This is a genomic window from Pseudomonas sp. R32 (genome assembly GCF_009866705.1).
GTDB lineage: Bacteria > Pseudomonadota > Gammaproteobacteria > Pseudomonadales > Pseudomonadaceae > Aquipseudomonas > Aquipseudomonas donghuensis.
In genome coordinates this window covers 5,028,347-5,045,303 of the sequence record NZ_CP019396.1, presented here as the reverse complement: position 1 = coordinate 5,045,303, position 16,957 = coordinate 5,028,347, and the positions used below count along the sequence as shown (strand labels likewise).

27 protein-coding genes are annotated in these 16,957 nt (G+C 57.4%); 26 read left to right on the top strand and 1 reads right to left on the bottom strand.

Going from position 1 to position 16,957, the window contains the following annotated elements; all coding sequences use genetic code 11:
* Positions 1 to 3: 3 nt before the first annotated feature.
* From rplB to bfr, 26 genes are all read left to right on the top strand, one after another.
* Entirely contained in the window at positions 4 to 828 is an 825-nt protein-coding gene (gene rplB, locus PspR32_RS23325) for a 50S ribosomal protein L2 (protein WP_010220307.1), read from the top strand.
* Positions 829 to 844: 16 nt separating this feature from the next.
* A complete protein-coding gene (gene rpsS / locus PspR32_RS23320; protein ID WP_002555486.1) occupies positions 845 to 1,120 on the top strand; it encodes a 30S ribosomal protein S19 in 276 nt (91 codons plus the stop codon).
* Positions 1,121 to 1,131: 11 nt separating this feature from the next.
* Complete coding sequence (gene rplV / locus PspR32_RS23315) at positions 1,132 to 1,464, top strand: 50S ribosomal protein L22 (protein ID WP_003103908.1); 333 nt, start codon at positions 1,132 to 1,134, stop codon at positions 1,462 to 1,464.
* 13 nt (positions 1,465 to 1,477) lie between these two features.
* Positions 1,478 to 2,164 carry a 30S ribosomal protein S3 gene (rpsC, locus tag PspR32_RS23310; protein ID WP_010220308.1) on the top strand — a complete coding sequence of 229 codons (687 nt, stop codon included), beginning with the start codon at positions 1,478 to 1,480 and terminating at the stop codon, positions 2,162 to 2,164.
* A gap of 12 nt (positions 2,165 to 2,176) precedes the next feature.
* The gene (gene rplP / locus PspR32_RS23305; protein ID WP_003255479.1) at positions 2,177 to 2,590 is read left to right on the top strand and encodes a 50S ribosomal protein L16; all 414 of its coding nucleotides are present in this window, start codon (positions 2,177 to 2,179) and stop codon (positions 2,588 to 2,590) included.
* Entirely contained in the window at positions 2,590 to 2,781 is a 192-nt protein-coding gene (gene rpmC, locus PspR32_RS23300) for a 50S ribosomal protein L29 (RefSeq protein ID WP_002555481.1), read from the top strand. Before rplP ends, rpmC begins: the two co-directional genes overlap by 1 nt.
* Positions 2,782 to 2,783: 2 nt before the next feature.
* Positions 2,784 to 3,050 (top strand): 30S ribosomal protein S17, encoded by a 267-nt coding sequence (rpsQ, locus tag PspR32_RS23295; protein ID WP_008374160.1) that lies wholly within the window; start codon positions 2,784 to 2,786, stop codon positions 3,048 to 3,050.
* Positions 3,051 to 3,073: 23 nt separating this feature from the next.
* Entirely contained in the window at positions 3,074 to 3,442 is a 369-nt protein-coding gene (rplN, locus tag PspR32_RS23290) for a 50S ribosomal protein L14 (protein ID WP_002555479.1), read from the top strand.
* A gap of 11 nt (positions 3,443 to 3,453) precedes the next feature.
* Positions 3,454 to 3,768, top strand: coding sequence for a 50S ribosomal protein L24 (gene rplX, locus PspR32_RS23285; protein WP_009397501.1), 315 nt, complete (start codon positions 3,454 to 3,456; stop codon positions 3,766 to 3,768).
* A gap of 20 nt (positions 3,769 to 3,788) precedes the next feature.
* On the top strand, positions 3,789 to 4,328 hold the full coding sequence (rplE, locus tag PspR32_RS23280) for a 50S ribosomal protein L5 (protein ID WP_010220311.1): 540 nt from the start codon (positions 3,789 to 3,791) through the stop codon (positions 4,326 to 4,328).
* 13 nt (positions 4,329 to 4,341) lie between these two features.
* A complete protein-coding gene (gene rpsN / locus PspR32_RS23275) occupies positions 4,342 to 4,647 on the top strand; it encodes a 30S ribosomal protein S14 (RefSeq protein WP_010220312.1) in 306 nt (101 codons plus the stop codon).
* Between the two features lie 209 nt (positions 4,648 to 4,856).
* On the top strand, positions 4,857 to 5,249 hold the full coding sequence (rpsH, locus tag PspR32_RS23270; RefSeq protein ID WP_010220313.1) for a 30S ribosomal protein S8: 393 nt from the start codon (positions 4,857 to 4,859) through the stop codon (positions 5,247 to 5,249).
* Between the two features lie 12 nt (positions 5,250 to 5,261).
* Entirely contained in the window at positions 5,262 to 5,795 is a 534-nt protein-coding gene (rplF, locus tag PspR32_RS23265; RefSeq protein WP_010220314.1) for a 50S ribosomal protein L6, read from the top strand.
* Between the two features lie 10 nt (positions 5,796 to 5,805).
* Positions 5,806 to 6,156: a 50S ribosomal protein L18 gene (gene rplR / locus PspR32_RS23260; RefSeq protein WP_009397496.1), complete on the top strand. Its 351-nt coding sequence runs from the start codon at positions 5,806 to 5,808 to the stop codon at positions 6,154 to 6,156.
* Positions 6,157 to 6,159: 3 nt separating this feature from the next.
* Positions 6,160 to 6,660: a 30S ribosomal protein S5 gene (gene rpsE, locus PspR32_RS23255; RefSeq protein WP_010220316.1), complete on the top strand. Its 501-nt coding sequence runs from the start codon at positions 6,160 to 6,162 to the stop codon at positions 6,658 to 6,660.
* Positions 6,661 to 6,662: 2 nt separating this feature from the next.
* The gene (gene rpmD, locus PspR32_RS23250; protein ID WP_010220317.1) at positions 6,663 to 6,839 is read left to right on the top strand and encodes a 50S ribosomal protein L30; all 177 of its coding nucleotides are present in this window, start codon (positions 6,663 to 6,665) and stop codon (positions 6,837 to 6,839) included.
* Positions 6,840 to 6,842: 3 nt separating this feature from the next.
* Positions 6,843 to 7,277 carry a 50S ribosomal protein L15 gene (gene rplO, locus PspR32_RS23245; RefSeq protein WP_010220318.1) on the top strand — a complete coding sequence of 145 codons (435 nt, stop codon included), beginning with the start codon at positions 6,843 to 6,845 and terminating at the stop codon, positions 7,275 to 7,277.
* Positions 7,278 to 8,609 (top strand): preprotein translocase subunit SecY, encoded by a 1,332-nt coding sequence (gene secY / locus PspR32_RS23240; RefSeq protein ID WP_010220319.1) that lies wholly within the window; start codon positions 7,278 to 7,280, stop codon positions 8,607 to 8,609.
* Between the two features lie 28 nt (positions 8,610 to 8,637).
* Positions 8,638 to 8,754, top strand: coding sequence for a 50S ribosomal protein L36 (gene rpmJ / locus PspR32_RS23235; protein ID WP_002555468.1), 117 nt, complete (start codon positions 8,638 to 8,640; stop codon positions 8,752 to 8,754).
* Positions 8,755 to 8,885: 131 nt separating this feature from the next.
* On the top strand, positions 8,886 to 9,242 hold the full coding sequence (rpsM, locus tag PspR32_RS23230) for a 30S ribosomal protein S13 (RefSeq protein WP_010220320.1): 357 nt from the start codon (positions 8,886 to 8,888) through the stop codon (positions 9,240 to 9,242).
* A gap of 30 nt (positions 9,243 to 9,272) precedes the next feature.
* Complete coding sequence (gene rpsK / locus PspR32_RS23225; RefSeq protein ID WP_002555466.1) at positions 9,273 to 9,662, top strand: 30S ribosomal protein S11; 390 nt, start codon at positions 9,273 to 9,275, stop codon at positions 9,660 to 9,662.
* A 15-nt stretch (positions 9,663 to 9,677) separates the two neighbouring features.
* Positions 9,678 to 10,298, top strand: coding sequence for a 30S ribosomal protein S4 (gene rpsD, locus PspR32_RS23220; RefSeq protein ID WP_010220321.1), 621 nt, complete (start codon positions 9,678 to 9,680; stop codon positions 10,296 to 10,298).
* A 22-nt stretch (positions 10,299 to 10,320) separates the two neighbouring features.
* On the top strand, positions 10,321 to 11,322 hold the full coding sequence (locus tag PspR32_RS23215; protein ID WP_003186012.1) for a DNA-directed RNA polymerase subunit alpha: 1,002 nt from the start codon (positions 10,321 to 10,323) through the stop codon (positions 11,320 to 11,322).
* A 43-nt stretch (positions 11,323 to 11,365) separates the two neighbouring features.
* Positions 11,366 to 11,752 (top strand): 50S ribosomal protein L17, encoded by a 387-nt coding sequence (rplQ, locus tag PspR32_RS23210; protein WP_002555463.1) that lies wholly within the window; start codon positions 11,366 to 11,368, stop codon positions 11,750 to 11,752.
* 173 nt (positions 11,753 to 11,925) lie between these two features.
* Positions 11,926 to 13,374, top strand: coding sequence for a catalase (locus PspR32_RS23205; RefSeq protein ID WP_159389231.1), 1,449 nt, complete (start codon positions 11,926 to 11,928; stop codon positions 13,372 to 13,374).
* Between the two features lie 155 nt (positions 13,375 to 13,529).
* On the top strand, positions 13,530 to 13,994 hold the full coding sequence (gene bfr, locus PspR32_RS23200; protein ID WP_010220323.1) for a bacterioferritin: 465 nt from the start codon (positions 13,530 to 13,532) through the stop codon (positions 13,992 to 13,994).
* A 60-nt stretch (positions 13,995 to 14,054) separates the two neighbouring features.
* Here the strand turns inward: bfr and uvrA are convergent, their stop codons facing one another.
* Entirely contained in the window at positions 14,055 to 16,889 is a 2,835-nt protein-coding gene (gene uvrA, locus PspR32_RS23195) for an excinuclease ABC subunit UvrA (RefSeq protein ID WP_010220324.1), read from the bottom strand.
* Between the last annotated feature and the right edge of the window lie 68 nt (positions 16,890 to 16,957).

The window sequence follows — 16,957 nt, the reverse complement described above, 5'->3', positions numbered from 1 at the left end:
ATCATGGCAATCGTTAAATGCAAACCGACTTCCCCTGGCCGCCGTTTCGTGGTCAAGGTGGTCAACAAGGAGCTGCATAAAGGCGCTCCTCACGCACCGCTGCTCGAGAAGAAATCGAAGTCTGGTGGTCGTAACAACAATGGCCGCATCACTACTCGTCACGTAGGTGGTGGTCATAAGCAGCATTACCGTATGGTCGATTTCCGTCGCAACGACAAAGATGGCATCGTCGCCACTGTCGAGCGTATCGAATACGATCCAAACCGTACTGCTCACATCGCACTGCTGTGCTACGCAGACGGCGAGCGCCGCTACATCATCGCCCCTAAAGGCGTTGTTGCTGGCGACCAGCTGATCGCAGGCGCTCTGGCTCCAATCAAGCCAGGCAACTCCCTGCAACTGCGCAACATCCCAGTGGGTAGCACCATTCACGGCATCGAACTGAAGCCGGGCAAAGGTGCACAGATCGCTCGTTCCGCTGGTGCTTCGGCTCAGCTGATCGCTCGCGAAGGTGTCTATGTGACCCTGCGTCTGCGCTCTGGTGAAATGCGTAAAGTCCTGGCTGAATGCCGTGCGACCCTGGGTGAAGTCTCGAACTCCGAGCACAGCCTGCGTTCGCTGGGTAAAGCTGGTGCCAAACGCTGGCGTGGCGTTCGCCCAACCGTTCGTGGTGTTGCCATGAACCCGGTTGACCACCCACATGGTGGTGGTGAAGGTCGTACCTCCGGTGGTCGTCATCCGGTATCGCCATGGGGCTTCCCGACTAAGGGCGCGAAGACTCGTGGTAATAAGCGTACCGACAACATGATCGTCCGTCGTCGCAAGTAAATAGAGGGATACGACAGTGCCACGTTCTCTGAAAAAAGGTCCTTTTATCGATCTTCACCTACTGAAGAAGATCGAAGTGGCGGCGGAAAAGAACGATCGCAAACCAGTTAAGACCTGGTCGCGCCGTTCCATGATCCTGCCACAAATGGTCGGTCTGACCATCGCGGTACACAACGGTCGCCAACACGTCCCCGTTCTCGTGAACGAAGACATGGTCGGCCATAAACTGGGCGAGTTTGCCGGTACCCGCACTTATCGTGGGCACGTGGCTGACAAGAAAGCCAAGCGTTAAGGGGTAAGGAAATGGAAGTAGCCGCTAAGTTGTCGGGCGCTCGAATCTCCGCCCAGAAAGCCCGCTTGGTCGCCGACCAGATCCGCGGGAAGAAGGTGGGCGAAGCGCTCAACCTGTTGGCTTTCAGCAGCAAGAAAGCTGCTGAAATCATGAAGAAAGTCCTCGAGTCGGCCGTAGCCAACGCCGAGCATAACGAAGGCGCAGACGTTGATGACCTGAAGGTCTCCACCGTTTTCGTCAACGAAGGGCGTTCGCTGAAGCGCATCATGCCGCGTGCCAAAGGCCGCGCTGATCGCATCGTCAAGCGGTCTTGCCATATCACTGTCAAGGTTGCGGACAAGTAACGGAGTCGATCAGATGGGTCAGAAAGTACATCCCACTGGCATTCGCCTGGGAATCGTCAAGGAGCACACCTCCGTCTGGTACGCAGACGGTCGGACTTATGCGGACTATTTGCTCGCAGATCTGAATGTGCGTGAGTACCTCCAAGACAAACTAAAAAGCGCGTCCGTTAGCCGTATCGATATCCATCGTCCGGCCCAAACTGCACGCATCACCATCCACACCGCTCGTCCAGGTATCGTTATCGGGAAGAAAGGTGAAGATGTTGAGAAACTGCGTCAGGACCTGACCAAGCAAATGGGTGTGCCTGTGCACATCAACATCGAAGAGATCCGCAAGCCGGAACTCGACGGTATGCTGGTAGCTCAGAGCGTAGCTCAGCAGCTGGAGCGTCGTGTGATGTTCCGTCGCGCCATGAAGCGCGCCGTACAGAACGCCATGCGCATTGGTGCCAAAGGCATCAAGATCCAAGTGAGCGGTCGTCTCGGCGGTGCTGAAATCGCACGTACTGAATGGTATCGCGAAGGTCGTGTGCCACTGCACACCCTGCGTGCCGATATCGACTATGCCACCTACGAAGCTCACACCACTTACGGTGTGATCGGTGTGAAGGTTTGGATTTTCAAAGGCGAAGTAATTGGTGGTCGCCAAGAAGAACTGAAACCACAAGCACCAGCGCCTCGTAAAAAAGCTGCTAAGTAAGGGGTACGCCAAATGTTGCAACCAAAGCGTACAAAATTCCGCAAGCAGATGACTGGCCACAACCGTGGTCTGGCACTGCGCGGTAGCAAAGTCAGCTTCGGCGAATTTGCTCTGAAAGCTGTTGCTCGCGGTCGTCTCACCGCCCGCCAGATTGAGTCGGCACGTCGTGCTCTGACCCGTCACGTAAAACGTGGCGGTAAAATCTGGATCCGTGTGTTCCCGGACAAGCCAATCTCCAAGAAGCCTCTCGAAGTGCGGATGGGTAAAGGTAAAGGTTCCGTGGAATACTGGGTTGCCCAGATCCAGCCAGGCAAAGTCCTGTACGAGATCGAGGGTGTTTCTGAAGAGCTGGCGCGTGAGGCTTTCGCCCTGGCGGCTGCAAAGCTGCCTCTCGCCACCTCCTTTGTTAAGCGGACGGTGATGTGATGAAAGCGAATGAACTTCGTGAAAAATCAGCACAGCAGCTGAACGAGCAACTGCTCGGCTTGCTGCGCGACCAGTTCAATCTGCGTATGCAGAAAGCAACTGGCCAGTTGGGGCAGTCGCACCTGCTCTCGCAAGTTAAGCGTGACATCGCTCGCGTGAAAACTGTGCTCAACCAGCAGGCAGGTAAGTGATCATGGCTGAAGCTGAAAAAACCGTCCGTACGCTGACTGGCCGTGTCGTCAGCGACAAGATGGACAAAACCATCACCGTACTAATCGAGCGTCGCGTAAAGCACCCGATCTACGGTAAATACGTTAAGCGTTCGACTAAGCTGCACGCGCACGACGAAACCAACCAGTGCCATATCGGCGACAAGGTCTCCATCCGCGAGACCCGTCCGCTGGCCAAGACCAAGTCCTGGGCACTGGTTGAAGTTCTCGAACGCGCTGTTGAAGTCTAAGGGCTAAGGGTCGGAGAAATTTTATGATTCAGACTCAATCCATGCTCGATGTGGCCGATAACAGCGGCGCTCGTCGCGTCATGTGCATCAAGGTTCTCGGCGGTTCGCACCGCCGTTACGCCGGCATCGGTGACATCATCAAGGTAACCGTCAAGGAAGCAATTCCTCGCGGTAAAGTGAAGAAAGGCCAAGTGATGACTGCTGTTGTAGTCCGCACTCGCCACGGTGTCCGTCGTGCTGACGGCTCCATCATCCGCTTTGATGGCAATGCTGCTGTTCTGCTGAACAACAAGCAAGAGCCGATCGGCACCCGTATCTTTGGGCCAGTGACCCGTGAACTTCGTACTGAGAAGTTCATGAAGATCGTCTCGCTCGCCCCAGAAGTGCTGTAAGGAGATCCGACATGCAAAAGATTCGTCGTGACGACGAGATCATCGTGATCGCCGGCAAAGACAAAGGTAAGCGCGGTAAGGTGCTCAAGGTTCTCGCTGACGACCGTCTGGTCGTTGGTGGGATCAACCTGGTGAAGCGTCATACCAAGCCTAACCCGATGTCGGGCGTACAGGGCGGTATCGTCGAGAAAGAAGCGCCACTGCACGCTTCCAACGTCGCCATTTTCAACGGCGAAACCAACAAGGCTGACCGCGTTGGTTTCAAAGTAGAAGACGGCAAAAAAATTCGTGTCTTCAAGTCGACCCAAAAAGCGGTTGATGCTTGAACACTGCTAGGTAGAAGACCATGGCACGACTGAAAGAGATTTACCGGAACGAGATTGCTCCCAAGCTTAAGGAAGAACTTAAGCTGGCGAACGTGATGGAAGTTCCGCGCGTTACCAAGATCACCCTGAACATGGGTCTGGGCGAAGCTGTCGGCGACAAAAAAGTCATCGAGCACGCTGTTGCTGACCTGGAGAAGATCACCGGTCAGAAAGCCGTTGTGACTTTCGCTCGGAAATCCATCGCGGGCTTCAAAGTCCGTGAGGGCTGGCCGATCGGCGTTAAAGTTACTCTGCGCCGTGATCGTATGTACGAGTTCCTGGACCGCCTGCTGGCGATCTCCCTGCCTCGGGTTCGCGACTTCCGCGGCCTGAATGCCAAGTCCTTCGATGGTCGTGGTAACTACAGCATGGGCGTGAAAGAGCAGATCATCTTCCCGGAAATCGACTACGACAAGATCGATGCTCTGCGCGGTCTGGACATTACCCTGACCACCACTGCCAAGAACGATGACGAAGGCCGCGCTCTGATGCGTGCTTTCAAATTCCCGTTCCGCAACTGATTGGAGTAGGAAAATGGCCAAGAAGAGCATGAAAAACCGTGAGCTGAAGCGTCAGCTCACTGTTGCCAAGTACGCCAAGAAGCGTGCCGAGCTGAAAGCGACCATCGTTAACCTGGAAGCAACTCCAGAAGAGCGTTTTGCCGCTGTCGTAGCTCTGCAGAAGCAACCACGTGACGCCAGCGCCTCGCGCCTGCGTAACCGTTGCCGCATCACCGGTCGTCCACACGGCGTTTACCGCAAGTTCGGCCTCGGCCGTAACAAGCTGCGTGAAGCAGCAATGCGCGGTGACGTTCCAGGTCTGGTTAAAGCCAGCTGGTAAGACGTACCGGCAGCGTGCAGGTGGCGGGGGAGCAATCTTCCGACCACCGGTGACCTTGCAACGAAACAAGCCCCTTCTGGGGCTTGTTTCGTTTCTGGGAACTGTCTAGAATGACCGGCTCTCCTGAGCCCGGGTTTTTATGCCCGGCGATTTCAGGGGTCTGTAGTAGCCGAGAGGCTAATTTTTCTTGTATCAGGAGCGTCTAGCCCATGAGTATGCAGGACCCGTTAGCGGACATGCTAACTCGCATCCGTAATGCCCAGATGGCTGAAAAGTCCGTCGTAAGCATGCCTTCGTCGACTCTGAAGGTTGCGGTAGCCAAAGTTCTGAAAGATGAAGGTTACATCGCTGGCTATCAAGTCAGCAGCGAAGTAAAACCATCGCTTTCCATCGAGCTGAAATACTTCGAAGGCCGTCCGGTCATCGAGGAAGTCAAGCGCGTAAGTCGTCCAGGCCTGCGTCAGTACAAGTCCGTCGAAGAACTGCCGAAAGTACGTGGCGGTCTGGGCGTGTCTATCGTCTCCACCAACAAAGGTGTGATGACTGATCGTGCTGCGCGCGCTGCCGGTGTCGGCGGCGAAGTTCTCTGCACAGTGTTCTAAGGGGGGATAAGCATGTCTCGCGTCGCTAAGAACCCCGTTAAGCTGCCAGCCGGTGTCGAAGTCAAATTCGTCGGCCAACAGCTTTCGGTGAAGGGTGCCAAGGGCACTCTCGAACTGAACGTTCACTCGTCGGTTGAAATTGTTGAAGAAGCTGGTGAGCTGCGTTTCGCTGCTCGCAATGGCGATCAACAAACTCGCGCTATGGCCGGTACTACCCGCGCCCTGGTGAACAACATGGTCCAGGGCGTAAGCCAAGGCTTCGAGCGCAAGCTCCAGCTGGTCGGTGTTGGTTACAAAGCACAAGCCAAAGGCACCGTGCTGAACCTGGCACTCGGCTTCTCGCATCCAGTGGATTACGAACTGCCGGCCGGTATCACCGCAGAGACCCCAAGCCAGACCGATATCCTGATCAAGGGTATCGACAAGCAGCTGGTAGGTCAGGTGGCCGCTGAAATCCGCGACTTCCGTCCACCAGAGCCGTACAAAGGCAAGGGTGTGCGTTACGCGGACGAAGTCGTCCGTCGTAAAGAAGCCAAGAAGAAGTAGGGCCTAGCAAATGACCGACAAAAAAGTTACTCGACTGCGTCGCGCTCGCAAAGCACGCCTGAAAATGCACGAACTCGAAGTCGTGCGTCTCTGCGTGTTCCGCTCCTCGCAGCACATCTACGCCCAGGTCATTTCGGCCGACGGCAGCAAGGTTCTGGCCAGTGCCTCGACCTTGGACAAAGAACTGCGTGATGGTGCCACCGGCAACATCGACGCGGCCACTAAGGTTGGCAAGCTGGTAGCTGAGCGCGCGAAAGCCGCCGGTGTATCTCAAGTTGCCTTTGACCGTTCCGGCTTCAAGTACCATGGCCGCGTCAAAGCGCTGGCTGATGCTGCTCGTGAAGGCGGGCTGGAGTTCTAAGTTATGGCAAATAACGATCAAAAGCGCGACGAAGGCTACATCGAGAAGCTGGTTCAAGTTAACCGCGTTGCTAAAACCGTCAAAGGCGGCCGAATCTTCACTTTCACCGCGTTGACCGTGGTAGGTGATGGTAAAGGTCGTGTTGGCTTCGGCCGTGGCAAGTCGCGCGAAGTACCTGCTGCGATCCAGAAAGCCATGGAAGCTGCTCGTCGCAACATGATTCAGGTAGACCTGAACGGCACTACTCTGCAGTACGCCACCAAGTCCGCCCATGGCGCGTCGAAGGTGTACATGCAGCCTGCCTCGGAAGGTACCGGTATCATCGCCGGTGGCGCAATGCGTGCCGTCCTGGAAGTTGCTGGCGTTCAGAACGTCCTGGCCAAGTGCTACGGCTCGACCAACCCAGTGAACGTGGTTCATGCCACTTTCAAGGGTCTGAAAGCTATGCAATCTCCTGAGTCCATTGCTGCCAAGCGCGGCAAGAGCGTTGAGGAGATCCGCTGATCATGGCTACCGTTAAAGTAACGCTGATCAAAAGCACCGCCGGCCGTCTCCCTAACCACAAACTGTGTGTTAAGGGTCTGGGTCTGCGCCGCATCGGTCACACTGTAGAAGTCCTGGATACTCCCGAGAATCGCGGGATGATCAACAAGGCTTACTACATGCTGCGCGTCGAGGGTTAATCGATGAAACTCAATGATCTGAGTCCAGCGCCGGGTTCCCGTCGCGAGAAGCATCGTCCGGGCCGTGGTATCGGTAGCGGTTTGGGTAAGACTGGTGGCCGTGGCCACAAAGGTCAAACCTCCCGTTCCGGTGGCACCATTGCTCCAGGCTTTGAAGGCGGTCAACAGCCGCTGCACCGTCGTCTGCCGAAGTTCGGCTTCGTTTCCCTGAAAGCCATGGACCGCGCAGAAGTGCGTCTGTCCGAGCTGGCCAAAGTGGAAGGCGACGTTGTCACCGTGCAATCCCTGAAGGATGCCAACGTGATTAACCAAAACGTACAGCGTGTGAAAATCATGCTGTCCGGCGAAGTTACTCGCGCGGTCACCATCAAGGGTATCGCAGCCACCAAAGGTGCGCGTGCGGCTATCGAAGCAGCTGGCGGCAAGTTCGAGGAATAAATGGCTAAGCAAGGTGCTCTCTCTTCGCTCGGCAAAGGCGGGATGTCTGAACTCTGGGCTCGTCTGCGTTTTCTGTTCCTGGCGATCATCGTCTACCGGATAGGCGCACACATCCCAGTTCCAGGTATCAACCCGGACCGGCTGGCGGAACTGTTTCGACAGAATGAGGGGACCATTCTTAGCTTGTTCAACATGTTTTCCGGCGGCGCGCTGGAACGGATGAGCATCTTTGCACTGGGGATCATGCCGTACATTTCGGCATCGATCATCATGCAACTGATGACCGCCGTCAGCCCGCAGCTGGAGCAGTTGAAGAAGGAAGGTGAAGCTGGCCGTCGCAAGATCAGCCAGTACACCCGCTACGGCACCGTTATCCTGGCGCTGGTCCAGGCCATTGGCATGTCCATTGGCCTGGCCGGTCAGGGCGTGGCGTTTTCTGCTGACTTTGGCTTCCATTTCGTTGCGGTGTCCACGTTCGTGGCCGGCGCGATGTTCATGATGTGGCTGGGCGAGCAGATCACCGAGCGCGGTGTAGGCAACGGTATCTCGATGTTGATTTTCGCAGGTATCGTCGCCGGTCTTCCGAGAGCAATCGGGCAGTCTTTCGAGTCTGCACGCACAGGCGATATCAACATTTTCGCCCTGGTCGCAATCGGTTTGCTGGCAGTAGCGATTATCGGTTTCGTGGTGTTCATTGAGCGTGGTCAGCGTCGTATCGCCGTTCACTACGCCAAGCGTCAGCAGGGCCGCAAGGTCTTCGCTGCGCAGACCAGCCACTTGCCGTTGAAAGTGAACATGGCGGGTGTAATCCCTGCCATTTTCGCGAGCAGCATCTTGCTGTTCCCGGCTTCGCTGGGTGCCTGGTTCGGTCAGTCCGAAGGTATGGGCTGGTTGCAGGACATCTCGCAGTCGATCGCTCCTGGTCAGCCGTTGAATATTCTGCTGTTTAGTGCAGGGATTATTTTCTTCTGCTTCTTCTATACGGCGTTGATGTTCAATCCGAAAGACGTAGCGGAAAACCTGAAGAAGTCCGGTGCCTTTATTCCGGGTATCCGTCCGGGCGAGCAGTCGGCGCGCTACATTGATGGCGTTCTGACCCGCTTGACCATGTTCGGTGCTCTTTATATGACGGCCGTGTGTCTGCTTCCCCAGTTCCTGGTGGTCGCGGCAAACGTTCCGTTCTACCTTGGCGGGACCTCGTTGCTGATTGTGGTAGTGGTTGTGATGGACTTCATGTCCCAAGTACAATCGCACCTCGTTTCGCACCAGTACGAATCCCTGATGAAGAAAGCCAACCTGAAAGGCTACGGTGGCAGCGGTCTGCTGCGCTGATTGACCCTTAAGGTTCGAGGAGTTGGTGATGAAAGTTCGTGCATCGGTGAAAAAGCTGTGCCGTAACTGCAAAATTATTCGCCGCGAAGGTGTCGTTCGAGTAATTTGCAGTGCGGAACCACGTCACAAGCAGCGCCAAGGCTGAGTGTGATCTGAGCTTCAAACCCAGCAGCTAGTGCGCTGCTGGGTTGATTATTTGTTTCTACAGCGATATTATCTCGCGCCCTATTTCTTGGCTTCCGGGGCGTAGGTAGCTGTCAATTGGAGTCCCACTGAATGGCCCGTATTGCAGGCGTCAACATTCCAGATAACAAGCACACTGTTATCTCGCTGACCTACATCTATGGTGTTGGTCGCACTACTGCACAGAAAATCTGTGCAGAGACTGGGGTCAACCCAGCCGCTAAGATCAAGGATCTGAGCGACGAGCAGGTTGAATCGCTGCGTACTGAAGTCGCGAAGTACATCACCGAAGGTGATCTGCGCCGTGACATCAACATGAAAATCAAGCGGTTGATGGACCTGGGTTGCTACCGCGGCCTGCGTCATCGTCGGGGTCTGCCAGTACGCGGTCAGCGTACCAAGACCAACGCGCGTACCCGTAAGGGCCCGCGTAAGCCGATCCGCAAGTAATCGCACCAGCGAATCGACAGGAATTTAGAAATGGCAAAACCTGCTGCTCGTCCTCGTAAAAAAGTCAAAAAGACAGTGGTTGATGGCATCGCCCACATCCATGCGTCTTTTAACAACACCATCGTGACCATCACCGATCGTCAAGGTAACGCTCTGTCTTGGGCTACCTCCGGCGGTTCGGGTTTCCGCGGTTCCCGCAAGTCCACCCCGTTCGCTGCTCAGGTAGCTGCTGAACGTGCTGGTCAAGCTGCGCTGGAATATGGTCTGAAGAACCTCGACGTCAACGTCAAGGGTCCAGGTCCAGGTCGTGAGTCCGCTGTTCGTGCTCTGAACGGCTGTGGCTATAAGATCGCCAGCATCACCGACGTGACGCCAATCCCGCATAACGGGTGCCGTCCGCCGAAGAAGCGCCGCGTGTAATCAGGAGACAGATAAATGGCACGTTACATTGGTCCAAAATGCAAACTGTCTCGTCGTGAAGGCACTGATCTGTTCCTGAAGAGCGGCGTTCGCGCTCTGGAATCGAAGTGCAACATCGAAGCAGCCCCAGGTATCCACGGTCAGCGCCGCGGTCGTCAGTCCGACTACGGCACCCAGCTGCGTGAGAAACAAAAAGTTCGTCGTATCTACGGCGTTCTCGAGCGTCAATTCAGCGGTTACTACAAGCAAGCGGCCTCCAAGAAGGGCGCTACTGGTGAGAACCTGCTGCAACTGCTCGAGTGCCGTCTGGATAACGTCGTTTATCGTATGGGCTTTGGCGCTACTCGTGCCGAATCCCGTCAGCTGGTTTCGCACAAAGCGATCAGCGTAAACGGCAAGACTGTAAACGTTCCGTCCTACCAAGTTCGTCCGGGTGACGTGGTCGCGGTTCGCGAGAAGTCGCTGAACCAGCTGCGCATTGTTCAAGCCCTTGAACTGTGCGCCCAGCGTGGCCGCGTTGAGTGGGTAGATGTGGATGCTGCTAAGAAGTCGGGCGTTTTCAAGAACGTTCCTGCTCGCAGCGACCTGTCCGCCGACATCAACGAAAGCCTGATTGTCGAGCTCTACTCCAAGTAAGGGCTAGAAAATAGGTGCATCCATGCAGATTTCGGTAAATGAGTTCCTGACGCCCCGCCACATCGATGTGCAGGTCGTCAGTCCAACCCGCGCTAAAATCACGCTCGAGCCTCTCGAGCGTGGCTTTGGCCATACCCTGGGCAACGCGCTGCGCCGCATCCTGTTGTCCTCCATGCCTGGCTGTGCAGTAGTCGAGGCCGAGATTGACGGTGTACTCCATGAGTACTCGGCAATCGAAGGTGTACAGGAAGACGTCATTGAAATCCTGTTGAACCTGAAAGGCCTGGCTATCAAACTGCACGGTCGTGACGAAGTTACGCTGACCTTGTCGAAGAAGGGTTCGGGGGTGGTTACCGCTGCCGATATTCAGCTGGATCATGATGTCGAGATCGTTAACCCCGATCACGTAATCGCTAACCTGGCGTCCAACGGCGCCTTGAACATGAAGCTCACCGTAGCTCGTGGTCGTGGTTATGAGCCGGCCGATTCGCGTCAGAGCGATGAAGACGAAAGCCGCAGCATTGGTCGCTTGCAGCTCGACTCTTCGTTCAGCCCGGTTCGCCGTATCGCCTACGTGGTGGAAAACGCCCGTGTCGAGCAGCGCACCAACCTGGACAAGCTGGTAATTGATCTGGAAACCAACGGTACCCTGGATCCTGAAGAGGCCATCCGTCGTGCTGCAACCATCCTGCAACAGCAGCTGGCTGCGTTCGTCGACCTCAAAGGTGACAGTGAACCAGTGGTAGTCGAACAGGAAGACGAGATCGATCCGATCCTGCTTCGTCCGGTTGACGATCTGGAATTGACCGTACGTTCGGCCAACTGCCTTAAGGCGGAGAACATTTACTACATCGGCGACCTGATTCAGCGTACCGAAGTAGAACTGTTGAAGACTCCGAACCTGGGCAAGAAATCCTTGACTGAAATCAAGGACGTTCTGGCCTCCCGTGGTCTGTCCCTCGGCATGCGCCTCGACAACTGGCCGCCTGCAAGTCTTAAGAAGGACGACAAGGCGACTGCCTGATCGTCGTAATCACCGAACGTAGTGTTTGGTAAGGAATGAACCCATGCGTCATCGTAAAAGTGGACGTCACCTGAGCCGTACCAGCTCTCACCGTAAGGCCATGTTCCAAAACATGGCGGTGTCGCTGTTCGAGCACGAGCTGATCAAAACTACTCTGCCAAAAGCCAAGGAACTGCGCCGCGTTGCCGAGCCGCTGATCACCCTGGCCAAGGAAGACAGCGTTGCTAACCGTCGTCTGGCTTTCGACCGTACCCGTTCGAAAGAAATCGTCGGTAAGCTGTTCAACGATCTGGGCAAGCGCTATGCCACCCGTCAGGGCGGCTACCTGCGTATCCTCAAGTGCGGCTTCCGCGCTGGCGATAACGCACCTATGGCGTACGTCGAGCTGGTTGATCGTCCTGTCGGTGGCTCGGTAGAAGCTGCTGAGTAAGGCGAACAGTCTGTAACAAGAAACCGGGCCTAGTGCCCGGTTTTTTGTGTCTATATGTATTGTAATAATCTATTGATGTGAGTCAGTTAATGAATTTGTTGCTGTCATAGTTGTGGTCAATACTCATCCCACGCCGATTAGCCGGCCGTTCAAGACCGATAGGGAGAGAGAGCATGAGCCAGAACAAAATACTGACCACCGCCAGCGGCGCGCCGGTGGCCGACAACCAGAATTCGCGTTCGGCAGGCCCGCGTGGCCCGTTGTTGCTGGACGACTTCCACCTGATCGAAAAGCTCGCGCACTTCAACCGCGAGAACATCCCTGAGCGGCGCGTACACGCCAAAGGCTCGGGTGCCTATGGCACCTTCACCGTCACCCGCGATATCACCCAGTACAGCTGCGCCAAGCTGTTCAGCAACGTTGGCAAGCAGACCGAGACCTTCTTGCGTTTCTCCACGGTCGGTGGCGAGCGTGGTTCGGCCGATACCGAGCGTGACCCACGTGGTTTCGCCCTGAAGTTCTACACCGAGGAAGGCAACTGGGACATCGTTGGCAACAACACTCCGGTGTTTTTCATCCGTGATCCGCTGAAGTTTCCCGACTTTATCCACACCCAGAAGCGCCTGCCGCAAAGCAACCTGAAGAGAGCGCAGATGATGTGGGACTTCTGGTCGCATTCGCCCGAAGCATTGCACCAGGTCACCATCCTGTTCTCCGACCGCGGGATTCCGGACGGCTACCGGCACATGCACGGTTTCGGCAGTCACACCTATAGCCTGATCAATGCCCAGGGCCAGCGTACCTGGGTCAAATGGCACTTCAAGACCAAGCAGGGCATCAAGAACCTGGCACCTGCCGAGGCCGCGCGCCTGGCCGGCACCGACCCGGACTACGCCCAGCGCGACCTGTTCGAAGCCATTGAGCGCGGCGATTTCCCGAAATGGGCCGTGTGCATCCAGGTGATGAGCGAAGAAGAAGCGGCCAGCCGCGACGAGAACCCGTTTGACGTGACCAAGACCTGGTCGCAGAAGGACTACCCGCTGATCGAGATTGGCGAGCTGGAACTCAACCGCAACCCACTGAACTACTTTGCCGAAGTCGAGCAGGCCGCGTTCGGCCCGAGCAACATGGTGCCGGGTGTTGGCCTGTCGCCAGACCGCATGCTCCAGGGGCGCGTATTCGCCTACGCAGATGCGCATCGCTACCGTGTCGGTACCAACCACCAGCAACTGCCGGTCAACGCCCCGCGCAGCCCGGTGAACAGCTACCAGCGTGATGGTTCGATGGCGTTTGGCAGCAACGGCGGTGCGGCACCGAACTACGAGCCGAACAGCTACGCCAATGCGCCGAAGCAGGCGCCTCAGTACGCTGAGCCGCCACTGGCCCTGAACGGTGTCGCCGATCGTTACGATCACCGCGAAGACACCGACTACTACAGTCACGCCGGCGCGTTGTTCCGCCTGATGAATCCCGAGCAGAAGGCCCTGCTGATCAGCAACATCGCCGGCGCCATGGCCGGGGTGTCTGAAGACGTGGTTCAGCGTCAGTTGCAACACTTCTTCAAGGCCGATCCGGCCTATGGCGAAGGGATTGCCAAGGCGTTGGGCCTGAATCTCGCCTAAGTCGAAGTGATAAGAAGAACCGCCCTCAATTGGGCGGTTTTTCAATGAATATCACTACCGTTTACCCACTTTTTTGCACTTTTATGCCCGATTCTCAGTGACCTTCCGGTCATCCTGGTTCAAACTATACCTTTCACACAGGGAGAGGCAGGGCGATGCAAGGTCACCCGGACGTAATCGATTATCTCAACACGTTGCTGACGGGCGAACTGGCGGCACGTGACCAATATTTCATCCACTCGCGGATGTACGAAGATTGGGGCCTGAGCAAGCTCTACGAGCGCATCAACCACGAAATGGAAGAAGAAGCGCAACACGCCGACGCCCTGATCCGTCGTATCCTCATGCTGGAAGGCACCCCGCGCATGCGTCCTGACGACCTGGACGTCGGCAGCACTGTGCCGGACATGATCGCCGCCGACCTGCGCCTGGAATACAAGGTGCGCGCTGCGCTGTGCAAAGGCATCGAACTGTGCGAACTGCACAAGGACTACATCAGCCGCGACATCCTGCGCGTGCAGCTGGCCGATACCGAAGAAGATCACACCTACTGGCTGGAAAAGCAGCAGGGCCTGATCAAGTCGATCGGCCTGGAAAACTACCTGCAATCGCAGATGTAATTTTCCCGAACAAAAAAAGCCCCGCCAGTGCGGGGCTTTTTCTTTTGCAGCGCGCCTACATCAGGCGCGGTCACGTTCCAGCAGCGGCTTGAGGTAGTAGCCGGTGTACGACTGCTTCATCTCGGCCACGTCTTCCGGCGTACCAAAGCCGATGATCTGCCCGCCCTTGGAGCCACCCTCGGGGCCAAGGTCGACGATCCAGTCGGCGGTCTTGATCACGTCCAGGTTGTGCTCGATCACCACCACAGTGTTGCCATGATCGCGCAGACGGTGCAGTACATCGAGCAACTGCTGGATGTCGGCGAAGTGCAGGCCGGTGGTCGGCTCGTCGAGGATGTACAGGGTCTTGCCGGTATCGCGCTTGGACAGCTCGCGTGACAGCTTGACCCGCTGCGCCTCGCCACCGGACAGGGTGGTCGCCGACTGCCCGAGCTTGATGTACGACAGGCCGACATCCATCAGCGTCTGCAGCTTGCGCGCCAGCGCCGGTACCGCGTCGAAGAACTCGCGCGCTTCCTCGATGGTCATTTCCAGGACCTCGTGGATGTTCTTGCCCTTGTACTTGATTTCCAGGGTTTCGCGGTTGTAGCGCTTGCTCTTGCACACATCGCAAGGCACGTAGATATCCGGCAGGAAGTGCATCTCGACCTTGATCAGGCCATCACCCTGGCATGCCTCGCAGCGCCCGCCCTTGACGTTGAACGAGAAACGCCCCGGGCCGTAACCACGCGAGCGCGATTCCGGTACGCCTGAGAACAGTTCGCGGATCGGCGTGAACAAACCGGTGTAGGTCGCCGGGTTCGAGCGCGGGGTACGGCCGATCGGGCTCTGGTCGATGTCGACCACCTTGTCCAGGTGCTGCAGGCCGTCGCAGCTGTCGTGCGGCGCCGCTTCCAGGGTGCTGGCACCGTTGAGCGCGGTGGCGCTGAGCGGGAACAGGGTGTTGTTGATCAACGTCGACTTGCCCGAACCGGACACGCCAGTCACGCAAGTCAGCAGGCCGATCGGAATTTCCAGGTCGACGTTCTGCAGGTTGTTGCCGCGCGCGCCTTTGAGCTTGAGCGAGAGCTTCTTGTTACGCGCAGTACGCTTGGCCGGTACGGCAATCTTGACCCGCCCCGACAGGTATTTGCCGGTCAGCGAATCAGGATGGGCCATCACCTCGGCGGGGGTACCTTCGGCGACGATCTGGCCGCCATGCACGCCAGCACCCGGGCCGATGTCCACCACGTAGTCGGCCAGTCGAATGGCGTCCTCGTCGTGCTCGACCACGATCACCGTGTTGCCGATGTCGCGCAGGTGATTGAGGGTGCCGAGCAGGCGGTCGTTGTCGCGCTGGTGCAGGCCGATGGATGGCTCGTCGAGGATGTACATCACCCCCACCAACCCGGCGCCGATCTGGCTGGCCAGGCGGATACGCTGGGCTTCACCGCCCGAGAGGGTGTCGGCGCTGCGGTCGAGGGTCAGGTAGTCGAGGCCGACGTTGACCAGGAACTGCAGGCGCTCGCAGATTTCCTTGAGAATCTTGTCGGCAATTTCGCCACGTCGGCCGGTCAGCTTCAGGCCGCCGAAATAGCCGCTGGCATCGCCGATCGGCAGGCAGGTGACGGCCGGCAGCGTCTTCTCGCCGACCCACACGTGCCGTGCTTCACGACGCAGACGGGTGCCGCGGCAATCCGGGCAGGGTTGAGTGCTGAGGAACTTGGCCAGCTCCTCACGCACGGTTGCCGATTCGGTCTCGCGGTAGCGGCGCTCCAGGTTCGGTACGATGCCTTCGAACGGGTGCGAGCGCTTGACGATGTCGCCTCGGTCATTGAGGTACTTGAAGTCGACGTTCTGTTTACCGCTGCCGTGGAGGATGACCTTCTGCTGCTCCGCCGGCAGTTCGCCGAAGGGGATTTCGAGGCTGAAGTCATAATGCGCGGCCAGCGAGCCGAGCATCTGGAAGTAATAGACGTTGCGCCGGTCCCAGCCGCGAATCGCGCCTTCGGCCAGGGTCAGCTCGCCATTGACCAGGCGCTTGGTGTCAAAGAACTGCTTGACCCCCAGGCCGTCGCAGGTCGGGCAGGCACCGGCCGGGTTGTTGAAGGAGAACAGCTTGGGCTCCAGCTCGCTGATCGCATGGCCGCAGATCGGGCAGGCGAAGCGGGCGGAGAAGATCATCTCTTCGAACGGCTCGTCATCCATTGATGCGACCAAGGCAATGCCGTCGGCCAGCTTCAGCGCGGTTTCGAAGGATTCGGCCAGGCGCTGCTGCAGGTCCTCGCGAACCTTGAAACGGTCGACCACCACTTCGATGGTGTGCTTTTTCTGCTTGTCCAGCTTCGGCAGCTCATCGAGTTCGAACAGCTTGCCGTTGACCCGTGCACGGACAAAGCCCTGGGCACGCAGTTCTTCGAAGACCGCCAGGTGTTCACCCTTGCGTTCGCGAATCACCGGCGCCAGCAGCATCAGTTTGCTGCCTTCGGGTTGGGCCAGCACCAGGTCGACCATCTGGCTGACGGTCTGCGCTTCCAGCGGGATGTCGTGGTCCGGGCAGCGCGGGGTGCCGACGCGGGCGTAGAGCAGGCGCAGGTAGTCGTAGATCTCGGTGATGGTGCCGACGGTCGAACGCGGGTTGTGCGAGGTCGACTTCTGCTCGATGGAAATTGCCGGTGACAACCCTTCGATGGTGTCGACATCGGGTTTTTCCATCATCGACAGGAACTGCCGGGCATAGGCCGACAGGGATTCGACGTAGCGGCGCTGGCCTTCGGCGTACAGGGTATCGAAGGCCAGGGACGACTTGCCGGAACCGGACAGGCCGGTGATGACGATCAACTTGTCCCGGGGCAGGGTCAGGTCGATGTTCTTCAGGTTGTGGGTTCGTGCCCCACGAATCAGGATCTTGTCCACTGCGGCCTCGCTCGGCGGGCATAAACGGTTGAGTATACGGCTCCATGCCATTACGCGGCAAAGCGTCG

Bases quoted from the DNA above. Each gene is read 5' to 3' on its own strand.
- rplB (WP_010220307.1), top strand. From the start codon at position 4: ATGGCAATCGTTAAATGCAAACCGACTTCCCCTGGCCGCCGTTTCGTG.
- rplV (WP_003103908.1), top strand. From the start codon at position 1,132: ATGGAAGTAGCCGCTAAGTTGTCGGGCGCTCGAATCTCCGCCCAGAAA.
- rpsC (WP_010220308.1), top strand. From the start codon at position 1,478: ATGGGTCAGAAAGTACATCCCACTGGCATTCGCCTGGGAATCGTCAAG.
- rplP (WP_003255479.1), top strand. From the start codon at position 2,177: ATGTTGCAACCAAAGCGTACAAAATTCCGCAAGCAGATGACTGGCCAC.
- rpmC (WP_002555481.1), top strand. From the start codon at position 2,590: ATGAAAGCGAATGAACTTCGTGAAAAATCAGCACAGCAGCTGAACGAG.
- rpsQ (WP_008374160.1), top strand. From the start codon at position 2,784: ATGGCTGAAGCTGAAAAAACCGTCCGTACGCTGACTGGCCGTGTCGTC.
- rplN (WP_002555479.1), top strand. From the start codon at position 3,074: ATGATTCAGACTCAATCCATGCTCGATGTGGCCGATAACAGCGGCGCT.
- rplX (WP_009397501.1), top strand. From the start codon at position 3,454: ATGCAAAAGATTCGTCGTGACGACGAGATCATCGTGATCGCCGGCAAA.
- rplE (WP_010220311.1), top strand. From the start codon at position 3,789: ATGGCACGACTGAAAGAGATTTACCGGAACGAGATTGCTCCCAAGCTT.
- rpsN (WP_010220312.1), top strand. From the start codon at position 4,342: ATGGCCAAGAAGAGCATGAAAAACCGTGAGCTGAAGCGTCAGCTCACT.
- rpsH (WP_010220313.1), top strand. From the start codon at position 4,857: ATGAGTATGCAGGACCCGTTAGCGGACATGCTAACTCGCATCCGTAAT.
- rplF (WP_010220314.1), top strand. From the start codon at position 5,262: ATGTCTCGCGTCGCTAAGAACCCCGTTAAGCTGCCAGCCGGTGTCGAA.
- rplR (WP_009397496.1), top strand. From the start codon at position 5,806: ATGACCGACAAAAAAGTTACTCGACTGCGTCGCGCTCGCAAAGCACGC.
- rpsE (WP_010220316.1), top strand. From the start codon at position 6,160: ATGGCAAATAACGATCAAAAGCGCGACGAAGGCTACATCGAGAAGCTG.
- rpmD (WP_010220317.1), top strand. From the start codon at position 6,663: ATGGCTACCGTTAAAGTAACGCTGATCAAAAGCACCGCCGGCCGTCTC.
- rplO (WP_010220318.1), top strand. From the start codon at position 6,843: ATGAAACTCAATGATCTGAGTCCAGCGCCGGGTTCCCGTCGCGAGAAG.
- secY (WP_010220319.1), top strand. From the start codon at position 7,278: ATGGCTAAGCAAGGTGCTCTCTCTTCGCTCGGCAAAGGCGGGATGTCT.
- rpmJ (WP_002555468.1), top strand. From the start codon at position 8,638: ATGAAAGTTCGTGCATCGGTGAAAAAGCTGTGCCGTAACTGCAAAATT.
- rpsM (WP_010220320.1), top strand. From the start codon at position 8,886: ATGGCCCGTATTGCAGGCGTCAACATTCCAGATAACAAGCACACTGTT.
- rpsK (WP_002555466.1), top strand. From the start codon at position 9,273: ATGGCAAAACCTGCTGCTCGTCCTCGTAAAAAAGTCAAAAAGACAGTG.
- rpsD (WP_010220321.1), top strand. From the start codon at position 9,678: ATGGCACGTTACATTGGTCCAAAATGCAAACTGTCTCGTCGTGAAGGC.
- PspR32_RS23215 (WP_003186012.1), top strand. From the start codon at position 10,321: ATGCAGATTTCGGTAAATGAGTTCCTGACGCCCCGCCACATCGATGTG.
- rplQ (WP_002555463.1), top strand. From the start codon at position 11,366: ATGCGTCATCGTAAAAGTGGACGTCACCTGAGCCGTACCAGCTCTCAC.
- PspR32_RS23205 (WP_159389231.1), top strand. From the start codon at position 11,926: ATGAGCCAGAACAAAATACTGACCACCGCCAGCGGCGCGCCGGTGGCC.
- bfr (WP_010220323.1), top strand. From the start codon at position 13,530: ATGCAAGGTCACCCGGACGTAATCGATTATCTCAACACGTTGCTGACG.